The organism is Parajatrophihabitans canadensis, assembly GCF_053764775.1.
In genome coordinates this window covers 2,342,969-2,364,281 of sequence record NZ_CM132445.1, presented here as the reverse complement: position 1 = coordinate 2,364,281, position 21,313 = coordinate 2,342,969, and the positions used below count along the sequence as shown (strand labels likewise).

The 21,313-nt window shown below is 62.9% G+C and carries 20 protein-coding genes; 2 read left to right on the top strand and 18 right to left on the bottom strand.

Going from position 1 to position 21,313, the window contains the following annotated elements:
* Positions 1-44: 44 nt before the first annotated feature.
* The 18 genes from ACSMXN_RS11525 to ACSMXN_RS11440 form a co-directional block, all read right to left on the bottom strand.
* Positions 45-368 (bottom strand): DUF2469 domain-containing protein, encoded by a 324-nt coding sequence (locus ACSMXN_RS11525; protein ID WP_022912390.1) that lies wholly within the window; start codon positions 366-368, stop codon positions 45-47.
* 85 nt (positions 369-453) lie between these two features.
* Entirely contained in the window at positions 454-1,209 is a 756-nt protein-coding gene (locus ACSMXN_RS11520; RefSeq protein WP_022912389.1) for a ribonuclease HII, read from the bottom strand.
* A complete protein-coding gene (locus ACSMXN_RS11515; protein WP_022912388.1) occupies positions 1,206-2,180 on the bottom strand; it encodes an NUDIX domain-containing protein in 975 nt (324 codons plus the stop codon). Before ACSMXN_RS11515 ends, ACSMXN_RS11520 begins: the two co-directional genes overlap by 4 nt.
* A 2-nt stretch (positions 2,181-2,182) precedes the next feature.
* Positions 2,183-3,349, bottom strand: coding sequence for a signal peptidase I (gene lepB, locus ACSMXN_RS11510; protein WP_196811198.1), 1,167 nt, complete (start codon positions 3,347-3,349; stop codon positions 2,183-2,185).
* Positions 3,350-3,484: 135 nt separating this feature from the next.
* Positions 3,485-3,844: a 50S ribosomal protein L19 gene (gene rplS / locus ACSMXN_RS11505; RefSeq protein WP_022912386.1), complete on the bottom strand. Its 360-nt coding sequence runs from the start codon at positions 3,842-3,844 to the stop codon at positions 3,485-3,487.
* A 253-nt stretch (positions 3,845-4,097) separates the two neighbouring features.
* The gene (gene trmD / locus ACSMXN_RS11500) at positions 4,098-4,811 is read right to left on the bottom strand and encodes a tRNA (guanosine(37)-N1)-methyltransferase TrmD (protein WP_196811217.1); all 714 of its coding nucleotides are present in this window, start codon (positions 4,809-4,811) and stop codon (positions 4,098-4,100) included.
* Positions 4,812-4,875: 64 nt separating this feature from the next.
* Positions 4,876-5,451: a ribosome maturation factor RimM gene (gene rimM / locus ACSMXN_RS11495; RefSeq protein ID WP_022912383.1), complete on the bottom strand. Its 576-nt coding sequence runs from the start codon at positions 5,449-5,451 to the stop codon at positions 4,876-4,878.
* Positions 5,452-5,465: 14 nt separating this feature from the next.
* Positions 5,466-5,705: an RNA-binding protein gene (locus ACSMXN_RS11490; RefSeq protein WP_022912382.1), complete on the bottom strand. Its 240-nt coding sequence runs from the start codon at positions 5,703-5,705 to the stop codon at positions 5,466-5,468.
* Positions 5,706-6,209: a 30S ribosomal protein S16 gene (rpsP, locus tag ACSMXN_RS11485; RefSeq protein ID WP_022912381.1), complete on the bottom strand. Its 504-nt coding sequence runs from the start codon at positions 6,207-6,209 to the stop codon at positions 5,706-5,708. It lies immediately after the preceding gene.
* Positions 6,210-6,518: 309 nt separating this feature from the next.
* Positions 6,519-7,865: an MFS transporter gene (locus ACSMXN_RS11480; RefSeq protein ID WP_027139212.1), complete on the bottom strand. Its 1,347-nt coding sequence runs from the start codon at positions 7,863-7,865 to the stop codon at positions 6,519-6,521.
* Positions 7,866-7,924: 59 nt separating this feature from the next.
* Entirely contained in the window at positions 7,925-9,028 is a 1,104-nt protein-coding gene (locus ACSMXN_RS11475) for an amidohydrolase family protein (RefSeq protein ID WP_022912378.1), read from the bottom strand.
* Positions 9,028-10,599 carry a helicase HerA-like domain-containing protein gene (locus tag ACSMXN_RS11470; protein WP_022912377.1) on the bottom strand — a complete coding sequence of 524 codons (1,572 nt, stop codon included), beginning with the start codon at positions 10,597-10,599 and terminating at the stop codon, positions 9,028-9,030. The genes ACSMXN_RS11475 and ACSMXN_RS11470 overlap by 1 nt, the downstream gene beginning before the upstream one ends.
* Positions 10,600-10,624: 25 nt before the next feature.
* Positions 10,625-12,178: a signal recognition particle protein gene (gene ffh, locus ACSMXN_RS11465; RefSeq protein ID WP_027139210.1), complete on the bottom strand. Its 1,554-nt coding sequence runs from the start codon at positions 12,176-12,178 to the stop codon at positions 10,625-10,627.
* Positions 12,179-12,292: 114 nt separating this feature from the next.
* Positions 12,293-13,057: a 3-oxoacyl-ACP reductase FabG gene (fabG, locus tag ACSMXN_RS11460; protein WP_022912375.1), complete on the bottom strand. Its 765-nt coding sequence runs from the start codon at positions 13,055-13,057 to the stop codon at positions 12,293-12,295.
* A gap of 33 nt (positions 13,058-13,090) precedes the next feature.
* Positions 13,091-13,951 (bottom strand): SDR family oxidoreductase, encoded by an 861-nt coding sequence (locus ACSMXN_RS11455; protein WP_022912374.1) that lies wholly within the window; start codon positions 13,949-13,951, stop codon positions 13,091-13,093.
* Between the two features lie 45 nt (positions 13,952-13,996).
* Positions 13,997-16,381 (bottom strand): [protein-PII] uridylyltransferase, encoded by a 2,385-nt coding sequence (locus ACSMXN_RS11450; protein ID WP_196811197.1) that lies wholly within the window; start codon positions 16,379-16,381, stop codon positions 13,997-13,999.
* The gene (locus tag ACSMXN_RS11445) at positions 16,326-16,664 is read right to left on the bottom strand and encodes a P-II family nitrogen regulator (RefSeq protein ID WP_022912373.1); all 339 of its coding nucleotides are present in this window, start codon (positions 16,662-16,664) and stop codon (positions 16,326-16,328) included. Before ACSMXN_RS11445 ends, ACSMXN_RS11450 begins: the two co-directional genes overlap by 56 nt.
* 5 nt (positions 16,665-16,669) lie before the next feature.
* Positions 16,670-18,103 (bottom strand): ammonium transporter, encoded by a 1,434-nt coding sequence (locus ACSMXN_RS11440; protein WP_022912372.1) that lies wholly within the window; start codon positions 18,101-18,103, stop codon positions 16,670-16,672.
* Positions 18,104-18,402: 299 nt separating this feature from the next.
* Between ACSMXN_RS11440 and ACSMXN_RS11435 the strand changes: the two genes are divergently transcribed.
* Both ACSMXN_RS11435 and pepN read left to right on the top strand, forming a co-directional pair.
* A complete protein-coding gene (locus ACSMXN_RS11435; RefSeq protein WP_022912371.1) occupies positions 18,403-18,807 on the top strand; it encodes a hypothetical protein in 405 nt (134 codons plus the stop codon).
* A gap of 23 nt (positions 18,808-18,830) precedes the next feature.
* The gene (pepN, locus tag ACSMXN_RS11430; RefSeq protein ID WP_022912370.1) at positions 18,831-21,308 is read left to right on the top strand and encodes an aminopeptidase N; all 2,478 of its coding nucleotides are present in this window, start codon (positions 18,831-18,833) and stop codon (positions 21,306-21,308) included.
* Positions 21,309-21,313 lie beyond the last annotated feature (5 nt).

Genomic DNA, 21,313 nt, shown 5'->3' with positions numbered 1-21,313 from the left:
TGTGGATAACCGCTGCGCCTGTGGAGGGTCAGGCGTCGTGATTGTTACGCACCGAACGGATCCTTACCGGAAAGATCCAGGTCGGGCTTCTCGAGTTCCTCGATGTTGACGTCCTTGAACGTAACGACTCGCACGTTTTTAACGAAACGCGCAGGTCGGTACATATCCCAGACCCACGCATCACGCATGGTCACTTCGAAGTACACCTCACCGTCAGCATTGCGTGGCAACAACTGCACGTCATTGGTCAGATAGAAGCGCCGCTCCGTTTCGACTACGTAACTGAACTGGCCGACGATGTCCTTATACTCGCGATAGAGCTGAAGCTCCATCTCGGTCTCGTACTTCTCAAGGTCTTCTGCACTCATCTATCGACTCCCGACTCGTTGCTCTTTGCCGGCGTACCAGGTTTTGTGCTTTGCAACCCCTCGACACTGGCACCATCGTCGGGCTTCACGACACGGCTTCGATGCTCATTGCTCCATCATCGTCCATCTCCAACTGCGCGCGGACGACGCCTGGAAGATTCCAAGACCGCCGATGTATCTCCGACGGGCCGTGTTCAGCCAGGGCAGCCATATGTTGCGGGGACGCGTAAGCCTTGTTCTCCTCGAATCCGTAGTGCGGGTACTGATCCGCCAATTCGATGAGCATGGCGTCTCGTTCGGTCTTGGCGAGAACCGAAGCCGCGGCGACCGAGGAGCACTTCATATCCCCCTTGATCAACGTCCGCACCGGAACGGAGCATCGCCAGCGGTCGGTCTCGGACTCGGACTCGGACCCGGCGGGATCTGGCACCGCGAACAAGGCCAGGTCCTCACGCCTGGTGAGATAGTCGTGATTGCCATCGAGTAACACCCACTCCGGTGCAATCATCAGCTGACCGACTGCTCGCTCCGCCGCAAGCCGTAGCGCGGCAATGATGCCAATCCGATCGATTTCGGTGGCCGATGCATGGCCGACCGCACAATCAAGTGCCCACCGTCTGATCCGCGGAACCAACTGTCGGCGCGCTTGTGGGCTGAGCAGCTTGGAATCGGCCACACCGAACGGTGCGGGTTTCGTGTCAGGAGCCAACAGAACCACGCCCACCGAGACGGGACCGGCGAGCGCGCCGCGACCGACCTCATCGATCGCCGCAAGTAGTCCTGCGCCATTGCGCCATGCCTCGCGTTCCAGGCGAAGCGTCGGCGCCGGGACCGGAGTCATGAACGGGCCATGTCGCGAAGCAGAAGGTCATGGAGCAGGTCAGCGAGTGCTGCGGGTTCGTGACGAACGGGGTCACGCCGCAACTCCCCGGCGGAGAACCAGCGGTGTCCGAGCACGGTGTGCTCCTCCAGTTCCGTGCGATTGCCACCCGATATCTCAGGATGGTCCTCGATGCGAACGACGAAGAAGTGATCCGTCTGATCGTAGGCAATTCCGTTCAAGGTCCAACAGCGGCGCTCCGAATGGTCGGCGGTGGCGTCTTTCGGAATTGCTACGTCGATGCCGCATTCCTCGGCCAGTTCTCGTACAGCCGCCTGCGCCGGAGTCTCGTCCGATTCGCAGCCACCCCCCGGCGCGGCCCACACCGACTCCCCACCGTCAGCGGACACCAGATGTTCCAGTAGCAGCACCTGATAGTTCTGATCAATGAGCAGAACTCGTCCGCCCGTACGGACGAGCGGGCCCGCGGGCGGCCCGACCGATGTGGCGGCGCTGCTCACGTCCGCGGGGACGGCGAGGGCGCGTACAACGATAGACACGATCTCCTGAGGCCAGATCTGTGCGGTTGACGCACGCAATTCCGACACAGTCCACCATCGTGCCCCGAGAACAATGCCCCGCTCGAGTTCAGTCAACGCGACTGGGGCGACGGGAGGCGCGTGAGCGTCGATCCGGGCCAGAAAGTAATAGTTCGTCTGATCCCAACTCTGGCCATCCATCGACCACACGTGACGGCCCACATGTACGGCTACAGATGAACGCAAGGTGACCGTCAGACCGGTCTCCTCGAAGAGTTCGCGAACCGCCGCTTGCGCAGGAACCTCGTCACCCTCGACACCGCCTCCCGGCGTCAACCAATGGCTACCGGTGCTACCCATGTCATTTCGCTCTTCTACGAGTAGCACGCGATCGGCGCGATCCAACAGGATCACTCGCCCAGCAACCCTGCGCGGAGCACTAGGAGGGGGCATCGTCAGTTCTCGCCGCGCCGTCGACGCCGACGGCGCAGATAACCAAGGCCTCCCACGGCAAATACTGCCGCCGGTGCAGGTTCGGTGACGACCGAGGCCGGCCCTGGTAGTCCCAGCGAGGTGAAGGTGGCTGGTGTGCCAAGAGTGCGCCACCGCGAAGGCGGCCAAGCAATCACGACAGCCTTGCCGATTACGTCGTCAACGCCGACCGTACTGGACTCGGGATCGCAATTCGCTCCCACGCCGCCATCGCCACAGTGATAGCGCGAGTCAGCAGAATCGCTGCGATGATCACCCATGACCCACAAACGACCGGCCGGCACCGTCACCGGGCCGAAGCTGCGGGTGTCGTTGACCGCCTTAACCCCAGGCGCAGGGGGTTTGCTCCACGGGCTGGGCTCGAAAATGTAGGGCTCGTTCAAGCTACGCCACGGTCCGCTCGGTCCATTGTCAGACACCTGAACGTTGCCGTTGTCGTCGCAGCATTTGATTGTCTGACCGCCCACGGCGATCACCCGTTTAACCAGATCCTTTTCGCTGGGCGGCACGACGCCGACCAGTTGGCCGAACCACTGCACCCCGTGCACGATTGGGTTGGACGACAGACTCACGCCACCGCCTTCGTCCCAGTCCACCGGAGCCTTGAACACCACAATGTCCCCCGGATGTGGGTCACGGACGTGGTACACGGGCTTGAAGACGAGGATGCGGTCGCCAGAGCAGCCGGGGCATCCGTAAAGTGTTTGCTCCATCGACTGGGATGGGATGTAAAAGGGCTGAAGAACGAACGTCTTGAGCACAATCGCAATCGTGATCGCGACGACGATGAGGATGGGCAGTTCGAACTTCGAGGCCTTGCCTCGACGGCGCTTAGTTGTAGGACGACCTGGCCCGCTCGAACCGCGACGTAGTAGGCGTTGTACATCAAAACGGCGTCGCACGTCCGGTGCAGACGAACTGGGCGGCCCGTCGACTGGTTCGGCCGTGTCGTCGACCCCCATGTCGGAGCCTCGAGGGTCGTGGCCATCTGGTTCCGAACTGAAGTCCGGACCAGCTACGCCCGGCTCCGGATCAACCGTTACAGGCTGTGCGTCCGCTGCCGGAGTACCGACATTTGCGTTCGAAGCGTGTGGGGGCGACTCATCTGCCGGAACTGGACCAACGCTCACATCGCTGCGCCTATCGGAATCGGGATCGTCAGATCTCTCCGTGCTCCACAAGCCGCCTTGCCCGCCGGTGTCCGACGCCATGGCGGCTTATCGACACTCGGACAGACGTGATCTAACAGCGGCACGGGGCTGCATTCAGCGAGTGACGTTGTCCCGCTTCTCTTTGATCTTGGCCGCCTTGCCGCGCAGGTCTCGCAGGTAGTACAGCTTCGCGCGCCGGACATCGCCGCGCGTAACAACCTCGATCTTGTCGATCACAGGCGTGTGCACGGGAAAAGTACGCTCCACTCCCACGCCGAAGCTGACCTTGCGAACCGTGAAGGTCTCCTGAAGGCCGCCGCCTTGACGCCGGATGACAACGCCCTGGAATACCTGGACGCGAGAGCGTGTGCCTTCGATAACCCGGACATGCACCTTGAGGGTGTCGCCAGCCCGGAACTCTGGGATGTCGCTTCGGAGCGACTCGGCGTCCAACGTCTGCAGGGTGCTGCTCATTTCGGCTCTGCTTCCTTCGTGTCTGACGTCCCGGGTGTGGGCACACGGGCGTCAATCGCATATGTCTCGATTATGTGGCTGCTGATCGCTGTTGCCGATCGGCGCGCTGCCCCCGGTCGCGGCGGACGTCGAGCCGCTGCGTTCGCTAGGCAACCCCATGATGGTGCCACATCGGCCGCCTAAACGAGAAACCGGGCGAGCTGTGGATACCCGGAGAAGCTCTCGGGACCCCCCGGTTGCACAACCCTGCGTTCTATTCGTCAGCGACATCGGGCAGCAAGTCGGGCCGCCGCCGGCGGGTGCGCTCGACAGATTGCTCTCGGCGCCACGCGGCGATGCGGGCGTGATTGCCGGACAACAAGACCTCGGGCACGTCCAGTCCGCGCCAGCTCGCGGGTTTGGTGTAGGCGGGTGCCTCCAGCAAGCCCTCCACCGCCTCGGTAAAGGAATCGTCCTTAGCCGAATCGACATTGCCCAGCACGCCCGGAATCAGCCTCGCGATGGCCTCCACGATGACCAACGTTGCTGCTTCGCCGCCGCACAAGACGTAGTCCCCGAGGCTGATCTCGTCGACGATCATGCGCTGGCCTGCGTAGTCGATGACTCGAGCATCAATACCTTCGTACCGGCCGCAGGCGAACAGCAGCCAATCCTGGCTAGCAAGTTCGGCTGCCACGCTCTGCGTGAACGAACGTCCTGTGGGAGTCGGAACGATCAATCGAGGCTGGCGTTGCGCACCGGGCGGCGCAATCTCATCTATAGCCCTCGCCCAGGGCTCAGCAAGCATTACCATCCCCGGGCCGCCGCCGTAGGGGGTGTCGTCGACCGTGCGATGTACATCGGTCGTCCATGACCTCAGATCGTGTACATCTACCCGTACCTGACCGCGTTTGATCGCCTTGCCGAGCACAGATTCTCTCAGCGGCAGCAGGTAGTCGGGAAAAATGGTGACGATATCGATCGCCAACCCCGCACCCATGGGCGCTTCGTGCACCGATGGGCCAGCGGCCGTCATGTCTTGGGCCGCCCGGTCACAGATCCAGCAACCCATCTGGCGGGTCGATCGAAAGCGTCCGCGCGGCCAGGTCGACCACCGGAACAAACTGCTTACGAAACGGTACGAGTACCTCTCGACCAGCGACGTCGATCGCGAGCAGGCTGTCACCCGGCGAGTGAAGAACATCTGTGACGAGGCCGACGTCCACGCCCTGCACGGTCATCGCCATGAGGCCGATCAGATCCGTGTCGTAGAACTCATCAGGATCCTCGATCGGTGGCCGCTCGGTGGCCGCTATGACCAAGCGCGTCCCGCGGACGGCCTCGGCTGAGTTGCGATCGTCGATGCCCTCGAACTGAACGATCTGCTTGCCCGATTGCGTCCGGACTTCAGCGATCGTGAGAGGACCTCGCTCGGCCGGATCGGTTTCAAGGACAGCTCCTGGAACGAATCGCTCTTCGGGAACATCCGTCCACGGCTCGACGTAAACGGCGCCTTTGATGCCGTGCGCCTTGCCGATCCGGCCGACAGCAACGAGGTTGGTGCCAGTGTCCTTCGCGGAACTGACGCCAGGCCCGTTGCTGCCTACCGGATTCGGAGTCTTAGCCATGATGAAGCGGAGCGTCAGCGGCGCTCGTCGGTGTCGACGACATCGACTCTGATTCCCTTGCCACCCACGCCGTTGACGACCTGGCGAAGAGCCTTGGCGGTTCGACCGCTGCGCCCGATGACCCGACCGAGATCCTCGGGATGAACGCGCACTTCGAGTCGGCGCCCGCGCCGGTTGTCGATCAGATCCACGGTCACATCAGCGGGATGATCGACGATGCCGCGCACCAAGTGCTCGAGGGCTTCCTCGAGCACTTATTCGGCCGTTTCGTCTGCCGCAGGCGCGGCGTCAGCCGGCGCATCTGCAGCCGCGGGAACCTCTGCCGCGTCGGTGACCGCCGAGTCCGTGCTGGGTTCCGCGGCAACCTTCTTCGGCGCCGCCTTCTTGCGAGGCGTCGTCGCGTCAACGGCTGGTTCGCCCTCTGAGTCCTTGAGAGCGGCGTCGAACAGGGCGCGCTTGTCGGGCTTCGGCGCGGCCAGCTTCATCGGCTCCGGTGCTGGCAGGCCCTTGAACTTCTGCCAGTCACCAGTGACCTTGAGAATCGCGACGACTGCCTCGGTCGGCTGCGCACCGACGCCAAGCCAGTAGGCAGCACGATCACCGTCGATGCGGATGATCGATGGATCGTTCTTCGGGTGATACTCACCAATGGTCTCGATCGAACGGCCGTCCCGCTTGGTGCGGGCATCAGCGATGACGACGCGGTAGTGCGGCTCGCGCATCTTTCCAATACGCGTGAGCTTGATCTTGGTTGCCACTTGTTTTCGGCTCCGTATTTGTGTGCAGGGCGGACCAGAGCGCCTGCGGGTGGGGAACACCCAGGCGATGATCCTTGTGGACTGGCCAGAGATCGGTGAGAGGGTCCGAAGAATGGCCGGTACTCAGCCCGCCATTCTGCCAGATCCCCCGGCCGACTGTTACCACGAGTCAGATCAAGCTCTGAAGTAGCCGATCAGCTCGGATTGCGTGGCCGTCAGTCGGCCTGCGATCTATCGGCCTGCCATCTATCGGCCTGCGATCTATCAGCCTGCGATCTATCAGCCTGCTATCTATCAGCCAGGATCCCACTATCGGCCAAGGTCCCAACGATGGCGCACGATCGCCACTGGTGTCGCTTCGCCGCGATCCTGCGAACTCAACACCACGCGGCGAGCCTTCAGCCACCAGCGGATCATCTGGATCAAACCAACGAGCTGCACACTGACCGCCACCGCGAAGGCGTACCGGTAGGCCAGGGTGTCGACCGCGCCCACTCTGTCCAGCGTCCAGCCGATTCCGAGACATCCGATAATGCCTGCCACAAAGCCGCCGACGTTCACGACGCCGGTCGCCGTTCCCACAATCGCAGGTCCGTTGTAATCGCGAGCCAGCGCGAAGCCAATCGCCGAAACCGGCCCACCTAGCCCGGTGATCAAGACGATCGCCACCAGCAGCGGCCGCGGAATGTGTTCTGGGCAGGCAATCAGCAAAACGTACCAACCGGACACGGTCACCGCGCACAGACCGATCGCGCAGGGAACCCGGATCGCCGGAAACCTTCCGGTGAAGTAGCCGACAACGGGGCTCGCCAAGGTGCTGAAGGCCACGACTGCGAGCAGCAACTCCGACGCACCGTTACGGCTCAGGCCCTCGCCCTGGACCAGGAACGGCACCCCCCACAGCACGCCGAAGGTCAGGGAAGTCGACATCGACGCGAAGTGAACCCAAAATCCCGCTCTCGTGCCCGCCATCGACCATGCGGTCGCAACTCGCCGTCGGACTGCTGCCAACGACGTCAGCAGATCTGCAGGCCCATCGGAGCGCCGCGGCACGGGGGCGGACTTCCGCAGTACCAGGTAGACGCCGAGTCCGCTGAGCAGCGAAAGTGCTCCGGCCGCGAGAAAGGTCGGTGTCCACCCCGCGGAATGCAGCACGGTAGCCAGGGGCAAGGTAGCGGCGATGTTTCCAACGGTGCCGACCATGCCCGTCATCGCAACGACCAACGGATAGCGGCGGGGGCTAAATTGGCCAGCAGCGAAACGAAGCACACTGACGAACGTCAGCGCATCACCAAGACCAAGCATGGCCCGCGCGAACAGAGCCAGTGGATAGTTCGGAACGATCGCGAACATGATCTGAGCGAGACCCATCGTCCCTGCCGCGACAAGTAGCAGCCTGCGAGGGCCGTATCGATCGACCAGGATCCCGGTTGGAATCTGCATACCGGCGTAGACGCCCAACTGCAGTAGCACGAAAATACTCAACTGACTCGGGCTTATCCCGAATCGCGCACTTGCCTGGAGCCCGGCCACGCCCAGGGACGTTCTATGAAATACCGCCACCAGGTACACGGTTACGGCGACGGCCCAGCGCCGGACGGCGGTCGTGCGGCTGCGCCGGACGGCGGTCGTGCGGCTGCGCCGGAGGCCGGTCATCTCATTCGCCACAGAATCTGCGGCGTCTCAGGTGGCGATCGGACACCAGGCAGTTGGTGCTAATTGGGTTCGACGACACGGCCGCGAAGGACGGTACGCAGAGGGCGTTGCAGCGTTGAGAGATCGAGCCGCGGGTCAGCCTCATACACGATCAAATCGGCCTCAGCGCCCTCGGTCAGGCCCGAAAAGCCGAGCCATTGTCGCGCTCGCCACGAGGCCTGAGCGATGACCTCTGGCTGCGGGATGCCGGCGTCGACGAGCGCCGCGATTTCATGACGAACCAAGCCGTGTTCGAGTGAGCCGCCGGCGTCGGTACCCGTGTAGATCGGGATCCCGGCCTCGTATGCGTCACGGATGCGCTGTCTTGACGTTGCATGGAGGCTGCGCATATGTGCCGCATACACCGGATACTTGGCGTCACCCTGCGCAGCGATCTTGGGAAAAGTGTCGATGTTGATCAGAGTCGGCACGACGGCTATACCCTGACGCACCACGTCGTCTATGACGTCAGAGGTTAATCCGCAACCGTGCTCGATCGAATCGAGGCCTGCGGCGACGAGGCCAGGCAACGCGTCCTCACCAAAGACATGTGCAGCGACTCGAACTCCTAGCGCGTGGGCGCGCTCGACGGCCGCGACCAGAACGTCATCTGGCCACACGGGTGCAAGATCGGCTCGATCCCCCATCGACCGATCGATCCAATCGGCAGCCAACTTGACCCAGCCATCCCCGCGACCAGCTTGACGCTCCACCTCTGCGATGAGATTCTCTGGCTCGACCTCCACTCCCAGGTCGCGGATGTAGCGACGGGGACGGGCGATGTGCCTGCCAGCCCTGATCAGTCGCGGCAAGTCAGCCCTGGACTGCACATGGCGATTGTCAACCGGCGATCCGGCGTCTCTGAGGAGCAGCGCGCCGGCATCTCGATCCAGAATTGCCTGTTGAGCCTGGCCTTCCGGAGTTGGTTCATGACCAGCCGGCGAAAGCCCGACATGGCAGTGCGCGTCAACGAAACCCGGGATCACCCAGCCGCGGTCGGCGATCGTCTGCGCGTTTGGCATGGGCGTGAAGCTCAGGCGCCCGTCGATGATCCAGACATCGCGTTCTTCTTCGTCCGGCAGGAGAATCCCCCGCAGATGGAGGACTTGACTGTCTACCGGCATCAGCGGCGCCGCTTCGCGGTACTGAAGATCGACCTCGTAATCTCGCGGCCGAGTACGGTCGCAGCCGACCGCGCAAACGACTTGAACGCCGAAGAAGACAGCACATTCGCCAGCGAACCTTCGTCCGTCTTCGATGCGGTTTTGGATCCCGGCTTAGCCTCCGGTTTCGCGGGTTGTTCCGGCCCGCTGGCCGGCGACTCGGGTTGCGCCAGGCGTGCTGCAAGCTTCTCGTAAGCGGACTCGCGGTCAACCGAAGGTCCGTATTTTGCAAGCAGGCCCGAAGCTGCAACGGCCTGCTGCTGCGCCGCCGGATCGATCTGTGCCATGAGCGAGCGGGGCGCGCGTAGCCGTGTCCAGGCGACCGGTGTCGGCGCACCTCGGTCGGAAAGCACGGTCACGACGGCCTCACCGGTACCGAGTTGGGTAAGCAGTTCCTCGAGCTTGTAGTCCGAAGTCTTGGGATAGGTCCGAACGGCTCTTGCAAGATTGCTCGCATCGTCTGGGGTGAATGCTCGCAACGCGTGCTGAACTCGATTGCCCAGCTGGCCCAGCACCCCGTCTGGGAGGTCGGCAGGCACCTGTGTCACGAAGAAGATGCCGACGCCTTTCGAGCGGATCAGGCGGACGGTCTGCGTCACTTGATCGAGAAATGCCTTGGAAGCTCCGTTGAAGAGAAGGTGTGCTTCGTCGAAGAAGAATACCAGCTTGGGCTTGTCCGGGTCTCCGACCTCCGGAAGCTCGTGAAAGAGATCCGCCAATAACCACATGAGGAATGTCGAGAACAGCCCGGGTCTGTCCTGCACCTGGGACAGCTCTATCGCAGAGATAATGCCCCGTCCGTCCGAGGCGGTCCGCAGCAGGTCAGACGGTTCCCACTCTGGCTCGCCGAAGAAGACATCGCCGCCGTTATTTTCCAGAGTGATGAGTTCACGAAGGATGACGCCGGCGGTCGCCTTGCTCAGGCCGCCAATGTTGGTCAGATCGGCCTTACCCGATTCCGAGGTCAGGTACTGGATCAGCGATCGAAGATCCTTCATGTCTAGCAGAGGCAATCCTGCAGAATCGGCGTAGTGGAAGATAAGCCCCAGCGACGATTCCTGCGTCTCGTTCAAGTCCAGGATCTTGGACAACAGCAGCGGGCCGAAGGCAGTCATGGTCGCGCGGACCGGGATGCCGGTGCCCAGACCGCCGAGAGCGAGAAACTCAACCGGGTAAGCGGTCGGCTGCCAACTATCACCCGTGTCGGTCGAGCGTTGCACGACCTTGTCGTTCGATTCACCTGCCTGGGCCAACCCCGACAAGTCGCCTTTGATGTCAGCAACTACAACGGGGACGCCGTTTGCTGAGAGCTGTTCGGCCAGCCCCTGCAAGGTCTTCGTCTTGCCGGTTCCGGTAGCGCCCGCTATGAGTCCGTGCCGGTTGAGCATGCCGAGTGGAATCCGCACCGGGGCGTCCGGATGCGCGGTGCCGTCCAACACGACACAACCAAGCTCGAGGGCGATACCGCTGAACGCATAGCCCGCCGCGATGCGAGCGGCGGTGTCGGTGGCATCAGCCGTGCCTGCCGTCATATTCAAGCTCCTGGGTTCGCCGGCGCTATTTCTTGGGGAACTTCAGCTTGCTCAGATCAGGCAATTGCGTGCCAGGCGGAAGTTCTGGCGTACTGAAGCCGCCAGGCAGTCCTGCGCCAGGGCCGCCAAACCCGCCGGTAAGCCCACCCATCCCCGGAAAACCAGCCGGCGTCCTGGGCTGGCTCGATCCCCTGCCAGCCTGCTTGTTCTTTCCCTTCTTGTTGCCCTTGCGGCCCTTTGCATTTCTGGTGTTTCGCCGGGCGCCTGGCATGCCCATGCCGCCAGTCATGCGCATCATCATCTTGCGGGCTTCGAAGAAGCGATCGACGAGGTTGTTGACCTCACTGACCATCACGCCCGAACCAGTGGCAATGCGTAGTCGGCGCGAACCGTTGATCATCTTCGGATCGGCTCGCTCGGCCGGCGTCATAGAACGGATAATCGCTGCAGTTCGATCGAGGTCCTTGTCGTCGACTTGGCTGATCATCTCTTTCATCTGACCTGCGCCGGGGAGCATCCCCAGTAGATTGCCGATCGGTCCCATCCGCTTGATCGCCTGCAGTTGGTCGAGAAAGTCCTCGAGCGTGAAGTTGTTGCCGCTCGCGAGCTTGGAGGCCATCTTTTCGGCCTCGTCGTCATCGAAGGTCCGCTGTGCCTGCTCGATCAACGTGAGCATGTCGCCCATACCGAGGATCCGCGACGCCATCCGGTCCGGATGGAAGACGTCGAAATCCTCGAGCTTCTCGCCGTTGGAGGCGAACATGATCGGTTGGCCGGTGACATATCTGACAGACAACGCCGCGCCGCCCCGAGCATCACCGTCGAGCTTGGTGAGGACGACACCAGAGAAACCCACGCCCGTGGCAAATGCCTCGGCGGTATTGACTGCGTCCTGACCCACCATGGCGTCGAGGACGAAGAGAACCTCCTGAGGCTGGATTGCGTCCCGGATCGCAGCGGCCTGAGCCATCATGTCGGCATCGATGCCCAAACGCCCCGCCGTGTCCACGATGACCATGTCGTGCTGCGAACGCTCAGCGAATGCGATGGAATCCCTGGCAACTGCGACCGGGTCACCTACGCCGTTACCGGGCTGTGGGGCGTAGACAGCCACACCCGCACGCTCGCCAACCACCTGCAACTGATTCACCGCGTTGGGACGCTGCAGGTCGCAAGCGACCAGCACTGGGGTATGGCCGAGCTGTTTGAGGTGCCAGGCAAGTTTGCCGGCGAGAGTGGTCTTGCCCGCGCCTTGCAGGCCGGCGAGCATGATCACGGTAGGGCCAGTCTTGGCGTACTGCAGTCGCCGGGTCTCGCCGCCCAGGATCTCTACGAGTTCTTCGTTGACGATCTTGATGACCTGCTGGGCAGGGTTGAGGGCACGTGACACTTCTTCGCCGGTTGCACGCTGCTTCACCGCGGCGATGAACTGACGGACGACAGGCAGGGCCACGTCGGCTTCGAGCAACGCGATTCTGATCTCCCGCGCGGTCGCGTCGATGTCGGCCTCGGAAAGCCGGCCCTTGCCGCGCAGGCCCGTGAAGACCTTGTTCAACCGATCTGACAGTGTGTCGAACACCTGCAACCCCTCAAAACTGACAGCCACTCACGGCCGCTTGTGTATCTCGACCTCCCAGGTTACGGGACGCGACCTGTCCAGGAAGTATCCAAGCGGGTCGGGGAACCTCAGTCGTCAGAGCAACCCACGTCCGCCATCCACGTAGACGACCTGACCGGTCACATAACCGGACTCCTCCGCAGCAAAGAACGCCGCCAGGTTCGCCACATCAGCCGGTGTACCGGCTCGACGCACCGGGACGCTGGCGGCAACGTCGGCGCGCATCTGTTCGATCGTGGTGCCCGTGCGGTCGGCCGTGGCTTTCGTCATCGCCGTCTCGATGAAGCCGGGTGCGATTGCGTTCGCGGTCACTCCAAATGGGCCGAGCTCGATTGCCAGCGTCTTGGTCAGGCCCTGCAACCCAGCCTTGGCTGTCGAATAGTTCGACTGTCCGCGATTGCCCAACGCCGACGTGGAACTCATGCTGATGATCCGTCCGTACTTCCCCTCGACCATGAACCTCTGCGCCGCCTTGCTGCAGAGAAAGGCGCCCTTGAGGTGAACATTCATGACCGTGTCCCAATCGTCCTCGGACATCTTGAACAGCAAGTTGTCACGGAGGACCCCTGCGTTGTTGACCAGGATGTCCAGACTTCCGAACTCCGCCGCGACCCGTTCGAATGCGCTCTGCACCTGATCAGCGCGGCTCACATCCGCACTGATACCGATGCCAACACCGCCGACAGCCCGGATCTCGGTCAACACCTGCTCGGTATTCGACCCAGTCAGATCGAGGACACCGACCTTGGCGCCTCCAGCGGCGAGCTTGACTGCGATCGAGGCCCCGATACCTTGAGCGGCGCCTGTTACTACTGCTACCCGACCAGCTACCCCAGTCATGTGTCGAACTCCTATTCCAAGCCCTGTTACGGATCAGCGTTCGTGCCACTCTGCCGCATCGATAGGGCGTGCGTCTTCGGTATGCAGTATTTTCTGAGCACGCGCGAGATCGTAGATACGGCGCGTATCAGCCAGCCATGACTGGACGTCGGCGGCCTTGGCTGACCACAACTGGGCAACTTCTGCGTGCGGAAGAATGAGAAACGTTTCAGTGGCCAGGCCCTCGATCACCGCGTCTGCGACTTCACCGACACTGAGTATCGGGCCGGACGCCGCGACCGAACGCGCGGTCGCGTTACCCGTCGCCAGCGGCCCTGACAGCAACGGGGTGTCAACGCCCATTGGGCACAGAACGCTGACCTTGATTCCTAGCTCGGCATACTCGATCGCCAGCCACTCGGCGAATGCCACCGCAGCGTGTTTCGTTGCGGCGTAGGGCGCGTCGCCCGGGGCGGTGAGAAGTCCGGCGGCCGAGGCAGTGTTCAGCAGGTAGCCGCCGCCAGCTGCGATCATGGCCGGAACCACCGCCCGCGCGGCGTAAACCTGCGCCATCACATGCACATTCCATGCCAGTCCCCATGCGCCGTCGGCCAACGGTCCCGACTGGAGGCCGACGCCTGTCGCGATACCGGCGTTGGAACAGAACAGATCGATCCGACCATGACGATCGAGCACCGCCGCGACGAGATCGGACATCGCGGACTCGTCTGTGACATCGAGCTGATGTACGCGAGCGACCGGGCCAAGTTCGTCCGCGACTGTCTGCAACGCCTTGCCACGCCTGTCAACCAGCTCGACTGCTCGCGCGCCTGCCGCGACAAAACGCCTTGCCAGCTCGGCGCCGATTCCGCCACCCGCGCCTGTCACGACGATGACGGAGTCGGCGATTAGCACCCCGTAACCCTACGTTGGGGTAACCCCATGTTGGGCGGGCAGGGTTCAGTGCGCCAGAGCCAGAGCAACCGTCGAAGTAACGTCAGCCTGCCTGGATTCGTTGAGCGGTTTGCCGTCGGAGTCGGTCACGTAGAACGCGTCAACCACGTACGAACCAAGCGAAGAAATTCTGGCCGAGCGGATGTCAAGTCCGGCTTCCTCGAGCGCCGCGGTTACCCAGTGCAAGAGTCCGATGCCGTCGCGCGTCCGCACTTCGAGCACGGTTGCATCGGTCGCCTCGTCGTCGAACCACAAGAACCGGGGTGTGGGCTTATCCCCGTCGAGGCCATCATGGTTCTCATAGGCCGCCTCTTTCGCGCGCAACCGGTCATCGAGGCCCAGAGTGCCACCGAGAATACGAAGCAGGTCTGCGTTGAGGACTTCAGCCTCAGGGAATTGTCCGAATCTCGGCGAGACGGTGAACCGGCTGACGGCATGCGCGCCGACCGTGCGGACGTCCGCTGCCTGAACGTCGAGCGAGTGCAACGCCAACAGTCCGGACGTTCTGGAGAGCAAACCAGGCGCATCGGGAGCGACCACGATGACGTCTGATCCTTCGATCACCACTCTCGTTTCACCCGACGCTGCGAGGGCCGCCAACCCAGGCGAGAGCGGCTCCGGTTCCGGCAGGGCCTCGCCGCCGATGACGGCTCGGGTTCGGTTGACGAGCTGTCGTATCAGCGCCGCCTTCCAGTCACTCCAGGCTGCCGGTCCGGTTGCCGCGGCGTCGGCGATCGCCAGGTAATGAAGAAGGTCGAGCAGCTCGGTCGAGCCTTTCAAGATGGAAATGACAAGCTGAACGGTAGAAGGATCGTCGATGTCGCGGCGCGTTGCGGTGTCGGGCAACAGCAGGTGATGTCGCACTTGGGCCGTGATGAGTTCGGCGTCACGCGGACTGAAACCCATACGGCGGGTGATGGTTTCTGCCAGCTGCGCGCCGACCACGGAGTGATCACCGGGATGACCCTTGCCGATATCGTGCAGGAACGCGCCCGCTAGCAGGAGATCTGGCCGGCTCACCTCCGAGGCCAACGCACTGGCTTGCACCGCAGCTTCGATCAGGTGCCGATCAACGGTGAACTTGTGTACCGGATTGTGCTGAGCCTTGAACCTGACAATCTCCCATTCGGGCATGAGCCGGCTCATCAGCCCGTGCTGATCCAGGGCTTCGAGCGCCCCGATTGCGCGACGGCCCGCGCCAAGCAAGCCAATGAATTCACCGCGCGCCTCTGCCGGCCACGGTTCGGGCATTGCAGAGGACTCGGTAGCAAGTCGCGAGAGCGCATAGCTACTGATCGGCAGGTCGTGTTCAGCTGCTGCCCGGGCCACCCTGAGTACGAGAACGGGATCGGCCCACGGGTCGGCGTCGCGCGCCAACACGACCTCGCCACCTTGGGAGACGACGTCCTTGGCAAGCGGTGTCCGAAATGCAGCATCGGGTCCAGCCGAAGACCGGCCGAGACGCAGCTTGAACACGCTCGATCGCCCGGACGGCGCGTTGCTGGCGGCCACTCGGCGCCAGGCCGCGTCCGTGGCGTAGGCCAATGCACGGGCCGACTCGTTCACCGATCGCAATACGGCATCGCCATCTGGCTCGCCAATATCGTTCAGGGCGCCGAGCGCTACCGCGACCGCGCTGCGATCTTGGCCTCGCAGCACGTCGGCAGCCCGCCCGGAGATCCGGTGGAGTTCGCCGCGAACATCGAGCAACGTCCCGCTGGCCTGCACGGCGGCAGGGGCCAGGTCGACCAGTTGCGCCGAGGCGAGTGCGCGCAGTCCCACCCAATCACGCAGCCCGCCCCGGCAGTCTTTGAGGTCCGGCTCGAGCAGGAAGGACGCATCTCCGCGCGTCGACCACCTGTTGCGAGCAAGCTCCTGAAGTTCGGTCAGCCTGGACGGTGCCGTCCGTCGCCAACGTGAAATCACCTGTTCCCGCAACAAACCTGTCAGCGCGGGATCGCCCGCGATATGCCGGGCGTCCAGCATGCCCAGCATGGCCTTGAGATCATCGTTGGCCACCGACACGGCCTCGTCGACGGTTCGAACCGAATGGTCTAATCCCACTCCGGCATCCCAGACCGGATACCACAGGTCGTCGGCCACCCGGCCGATTTCCGGAACTTTTCCGGTGTGCAGCAGCACAAGATCCAGATCGCCGAAGGGGGTCGGCTCCCTGCGCCCCAAACCTCCGACGGCCAACAGCGCTATGCCGGCGATATCGGGCAGCAGCCCGGTAAGCCAACTGTCGTACATAGCGCTCAGAGCGGTCCGCAGTTCCGGACCGACCAGGTCGGTTCGGGCCAGTATCTCGGCCCGAACCGACCTGATGGAATTCTCAGAGGGCGTCTTCATCCCGTTCGCCAGTTCGGACGCGAACCACCGCGTCGACATCGGTAACCCACACCTTGCCGTCACCGATCTTGCCGGTGCGGGCGGCTTCGGTGACCGCGTCAACTACCTTGCCTGCGTCCAAGGTGCCAACCAGAACTTCGACCTTGACCTTCGGGACGAGGTCGACGGTGTATTCCGCGCCTCGGTAAACCTCTGTGTGGCCACGCTGCCGGCCGAAGCCGGACACCTCGCTCACGGTAAGACCCTGGATACCCAGATTTTCCAGGGCAACCTTGACCTCTTCGAGCTTGAACGGCTTGATGATCGCTGTCACCAACTTCATGGCGGTCAGACTCCCTTACCGGTCAGTTCCGAAGAAATGTTCTCGTTTGGTTCAGACGCGCTACCCGTGAGGTGGCTGAGGCCTCCGCTGAGCACCGTCGAGAACGAGTATGCCGACTCTGCGTGCTCGGACTCGTCGAGGCCGGTGAGTTCGGCGTCTTCAGAGACTCGGAAGATACCGACCGCCTTGAGCACCGTGCCGATGATGAAGGTAACCACGAACGAGTATGCAAGGACACTCGCAGCCGCGACGATCTGCACTTCGAGCAGCTTGCCGCCGCCGCCGTAGAACAGTCCTCGTTTCGATTCCACTCCGCCCGCGAGTGCGCCGTGATCGAAGCCGAAGAACCCGATCAGGATCGTGCCGGTGAGACCACCGACGAGGTGGACGCCGACGACGTCGAGTGCATCATCGAATCCGAACCGGAACTTCAGGCCGACCGCGAGCGCGCAGAGAATGCCTGCGATGAGTCCGATCGCCATGCCGCCCAGTGGCGAGACAAACGCACATGCCGGCGTGATTGCCACGAGACCGGCAACGGCACCCGAGGCTGCGCCGACGGTCGTCGGCTTGCCATCACGCAGTTGCTCGACGAGCAGCCAGCCCAGCGTCGCCGCGCAGGTTGCGACTGTCGTAGTCGTGAAGGCGAGGCCAGCGACGCTGTCTGCCGCGCCCTCGGATCCGGCGTTGAACCCGAACCAGCCGAACCACAGCAGCGAAGCGCCGAGCAGCACGAACGGCACGTTGTGCGGCTTCATCGGATCCTTGCGCCAGCCGACCCGCTTGCCGAGAACAAATACCAAGGCGAGCGCCGCGGCTCCGGCGTTGATGTGGACTGCTGTACCGCCTGCGAAGTCCTCCGCCCGGAGCTTGTTCAAGATCCAGCCGGTGCCGAATACCCAGTTCGCGACCGGGAAGTACACCACGGTGACCCAGATACCGACGAACAGAGTCCAGCCCCAGAACTTCACCCGGTCCGCGATAGCACCAGAGATCAGGGCCGGAGTAATCATCGCGAACATCAGCTGGAACATCGCGAAGACCAACACCGGCACGCCCGCGCCTGCCGTGGCAACGCCGTCGGGCAAGGTGGAACCGATCTTGTAGATCGGCCCGAAGCCCCACAGGCTGCTAAGCGTGTCCGGGTTGCCCAGGCCGTAGAAGTTGGCGCTCGACCCGATTAAGCCGCCCCAGCGGGAGGCCCCGAAAGACCACGAGAATCCGTAGAAGGTCCACAGCACACCTACGACGGCTAGACAGATGAAGTTCATCATGAGCATGTTGAGCGCGTTCTTCGCGCGGACCATGCCGCTGTAGAAGAACGCCAAACCTGGTGTCATGAGCAGGACCAGTGCCGCGGACGCGAGGATCCAGGCAGTGTTGCCGGAATCCAAGGTCGCCGTGGCTGGGTCCGCAGCTAACAAGATGGCAGATTGCACCCGTGCGTCTCCTTCGTTGGTGGGATTGTCGAAGGCGGCGTTGCCTCGAAACGTAGCCAGAGATTGTCGGGTTGCTGTTTCGGCAATGCGACCTCGGATGTTTCCGGCAGATTAACGATCACGAGTGCGACAACCGTCACGTCGGAGATGTCCGGATAGCGCACAGTCATCGCGCCGGATCCGGACGCACCGTGACCTCGCAGACGTATCAGCGATAGATCGGGACGGCTCCTCCCGCCGATAGCCAGAGCCATAACCGTTGCTACCCGCGCGGCAGGCTCGCTCTAGCGGAGGTATTGATGGAGCCTCGGGCGGTAACCGACCTCTCGACGGCATCGGGCTGGCCGCTGCTGAAAATGACGGACGTCCTGCCGAGAACCCTGCTGGCGGTTGCCGCCATGTTGGTGCTAGCAGGCCTTGACTTGGTGGGCGCGATCTTGGCACGGCGCTGGGCGGACAGCGGTTCGGTCGCCTTCCTTGCGGCCGGGCTGTGTTGCTTCGCCGTTCTGTTCTGGGTCTATTCGTCGAGCTTGCGATACGCCGAGCTGATCCCGATAACCTTCGGTTGGATCGCGGCGCTTCAGGTCGGTCTGATCGTGATCGAGCGGGTACGCAGTGCTGCCGCCGTCCCTGCGGGCCATTGGGTCGCCGCGGCTGCCATCGTGATGCTCGAGGGTTATCTGTTGTTCGCAGCGGCCGCTTGAGGTAGTTGGGTAACGTCGTGACAATGCCGAGTCTCACACGCGCCGAAGCCATCGAACGGGCCAATCTGCTGAGGGTGGACAGTTACCGGATCTCCCTCCTCCTGACCGAGGACGATCCCGAGTTTGCCTCGACCACAACGATCCGGTTCAAGGCCAGCACGGCCGGCGCAGCCACCTTCGTGGACTGCAAGGCAGTTGCGGTCGAGTCCGCTGTACTCAACGGCGAAGATGTGGACCTGTCCGGGTTGTCGGAAGGGCGACTGCCACTGACGAACCTCCGTGCCGAGAACGAATTGACCATCGTGTCGACGATGGCTTTCTCGGCGGACGGTGAAGGGCTGCATCGACACGTGGATCCCGCTGATTCCCGCGCGTACTGCTACGCAATGTCATTCTTGGACGCTGGGCCGCGTTGGTTTACCAGCTTCGACCAACCCGACCTGAAAGCGACCTACGAGATCGAGGTCAGGTGCCCGGTTGACTGGATCGTGATCGGCAACGGGGCGGCTACCCGCCACGAACCGGGGCACTGGAGTTTGGCAACTACGCGCCCGCTGTCCACCTATTTCGTCACTTTGGTTGCCGGGCCCTATCATTCGGTTACTGCCGAACACGACGGCATCAAGCTGGGTCTGCACGCGCGTGCGTCATTGGCCGCGAGCCTCGACGCCGAGGCTCCAGAGATGCTGGAGATCACGCGCCGGGCATTCGATCGTTACCACGAGCTTTTTGGGATTCGCTATCCCTTCGGTGAATATCACCAGGCCTTCTGCCCCGATTTCAACGCAGGCGCCATGGAAAATCCGGGATGTGTAACGCTGCGCGATCAATACGTTTTTCGCTCAGCCGTGACTGAGGCAGAACGTGGCGTCAGAGCGAACACGATCGTGCACGAGATGGCACACATGTGGTTCGGCGATCTGGTCACGATGCGTTGGTGGGACGATCTATGGCTGAACGAGTCGTTCGCCGAGTACATGGCACATCGGGTCTGTTCAGAAATTACCGACTACGCGGCATGGACGGAGTTCGGAATCCGCCGCAAGGACTGGGGGTACGTCGCCGACCAGGCGCCCTCTACCCATCCGGTGGCTGGCAACGGATCTGCCGATGCAGCCTCGGCACTCGCCGACTTCGACGGTATCTCCTACGCCAAGGGCGCCTCGGCTCTGAAGCAGCTTGCGGCGTTTCTGGGCGACGAGATCTTCTTCAGTGGCCTACGGAGTTATTTCGCTCGGCATTCCTACTCCAACGCCGAGTTCCGTGACCTCATGACGGCATGGACCGATGCAGGTGCACAAGGTCTCGACGACTGGTCGGCGCAATGGCTTCGTACCAGCGGCCTGGACACGATCTCTGCTGCGCCCGCGAGCGATCAGGTCACGCTGACCCGATTCTCCCCGGACGCCAGCAGGCGACCGCACGCGATACATGTGGCGGGCTTCGACGCGCAAGGGTCAGTGGTGTTCAACGAGCCGGTGGCCATAGTCGCGAACGGGCCCGAACCGCTGAGGCTGGAGACGGGGCGTCCGGTGACGTTGGCGGTGGCCGATTCGATCGACGAGACCTGGGCCAAGATCAGATTCGGCGAGAATAACTGGCCTGCGGTCCGCAGCGTGTTGGCGAAGATCGAGAATCCCTTGACTCGCGTGGTCGTCTTCAATGCCATCCGTGACTCCGTCCGAGACGCTGATCTCAATCCCGCTGAGGCGTTGAACATCGTGTTGGCCGCACTAAGCACTGAGTCAGAAGCGATCGTCATCGCCGATCTGCTCCAGTTCAGCGCGCATCACCTTGCCGGCACCTTCGCGCCCGTCGGGGACCGCGCAGCTCGGCTGGGACGCGTCGCCGAGCTTGCCGCCAGCTTGTTGGATGCGGCGAAGCCGGGCAGCGACCCGCAGTTGGTCGCGGCCCGCGCCTTCATTCGCAGTTCGCGCGACAGCGCCCGGCTCGAAGCATGGCTTGCCGGCAATGATGTGCCAGATCAGCTGAGGGTCGACGCCGAACTACGTTGGGCCATCGTGGCCCGCCTCGCTGCGCTTGGATCGGCCGACGGTGATCTGATCGGCGCGGAGCTGCAGCGTGATCGAAGCACCTCCGGTTACGGACATGCTGCCCGCGCCCGCGCCCTGCGCCCGGACGCAGAATCGAAGCGCATCGCGTGGAGGCTACTAACCGAGCCCAGCGAGACCCCGGCTTATGAGCTATACGCGACCGCCGAAGCGTTCTTTGAGCCGAGCCAGACCGAACTGACCCACGAGTACGTCGCCAGGTACTTTACCGATCTGCCCGCTACGTCATCACATCGACGTGGCTGGTCCTTGGCTCGGGTAACGCTGCTGAGCTACCCGACGACGAGTGCCAGCGCGCAGACCCTGGAACTTGCCGAAGTCACGCTCGCTCGCTCGGACCTGGATCCCGGTGTCCGCAGATCGCTCGTTGACGGCACGGACGCGCTTCGCCGTGCGCTGCGTTCACTGACCCGGTATGGGTCTGGCTGAGGCCG

Bases quoted from the DNA above. Each gene is read 5' to 3' on its own strand.
- ACSMXN_RS11520 (WP_022912389.1), bottom strand. From the start codon at position 1,209: ATGACTCCGGTCCCGGCGCCGACGCTTCGCCTGGAACGCGAGGCATGG.
- ACSMXN_RS11435 (WP_022912371.1), top strand. From the start codon at position 18,403: ATGGAGCCTCGGGCGGTAACCGACCTCTCGACGGCATCGGGCTGGCCG.
- pepN (WP_022912370.1), top strand. From the start codon at position 18,831: ATGCCGAGTCTCACACGCGCCGAAGCCATCGAACGGGCCAATCTGCTG.
- ACSMXN_RS11525 (WP_022912390.1), bottom strand. From the start codon at position 368: ATGAGTGCAGAAGACCTTGAGAAGTACGAGACCGAGATGGAGCTTCAG.
- ACSMXN_RS11470 (WP_022912377.1), bottom strand. From the start codon at position 10,599: ATGACGGCAGGCACGGCTGATGCCACCGACACCGCCGCTCGCATCGCG.
- rimM (WP_022912383.1), bottom strand. From the start codon at position 5,451: ATGGCTAAGACTCCGAATCCGGTAGGCAGCAACGGGCCTGGCGTCAGT.
- fabG (WP_022912375.1), bottom strand. From the start codon at position 13,057: ATGACTGGGGTAGCTGGTCGGGTAGCAGTAGTAACAGGCGCCGCTCAA.
- ACSMXN_RS11445 (WP_022912373.1), bottom strand. From the start codon at position 16,664: ATGAAGTTGGTGACAGCGATCATCAAGCCGTTCAAGCTCGAAGAGGTC.
- ACSMXN_RS11480 (WP_027139212.1), bottom strand. From the start codon at position 7,865: ATGACCGGCCTCCGGCGCAGCCGCACGACCGCCGTCCGGCGCAGCCGC.
- rplS (WP_022912386.1), bottom strand. From the start codon at position 3,844: ATGAGCAGCACCCTGCAGACGTTGGACGCCGAGTCGCTCCGAAGCGAC.
- ACSMXN_RS11475 (WP_022912378.1), bottom strand. From the start codon at position 9,028: ATGCCGGTAGACAGTCAAGTCCTCCATCTGCGGGGGATTCTCCTGCCG.
- ACSMXN_RS11515 (WP_022912388.1), bottom strand. From the start codon at position 2,180: ATGCCCCCTCCTAGTGCTCCGCGCAGGGTTGCTGGGCGAGTGATCCTG.
- ACSMXN_RS11450 (WP_196811197.1), bottom strand. From the start codon at position 16,381: ATGTCGACGCGGTGGTTCGCGTCCGAACTGGCGAACGGGATGAAGACG.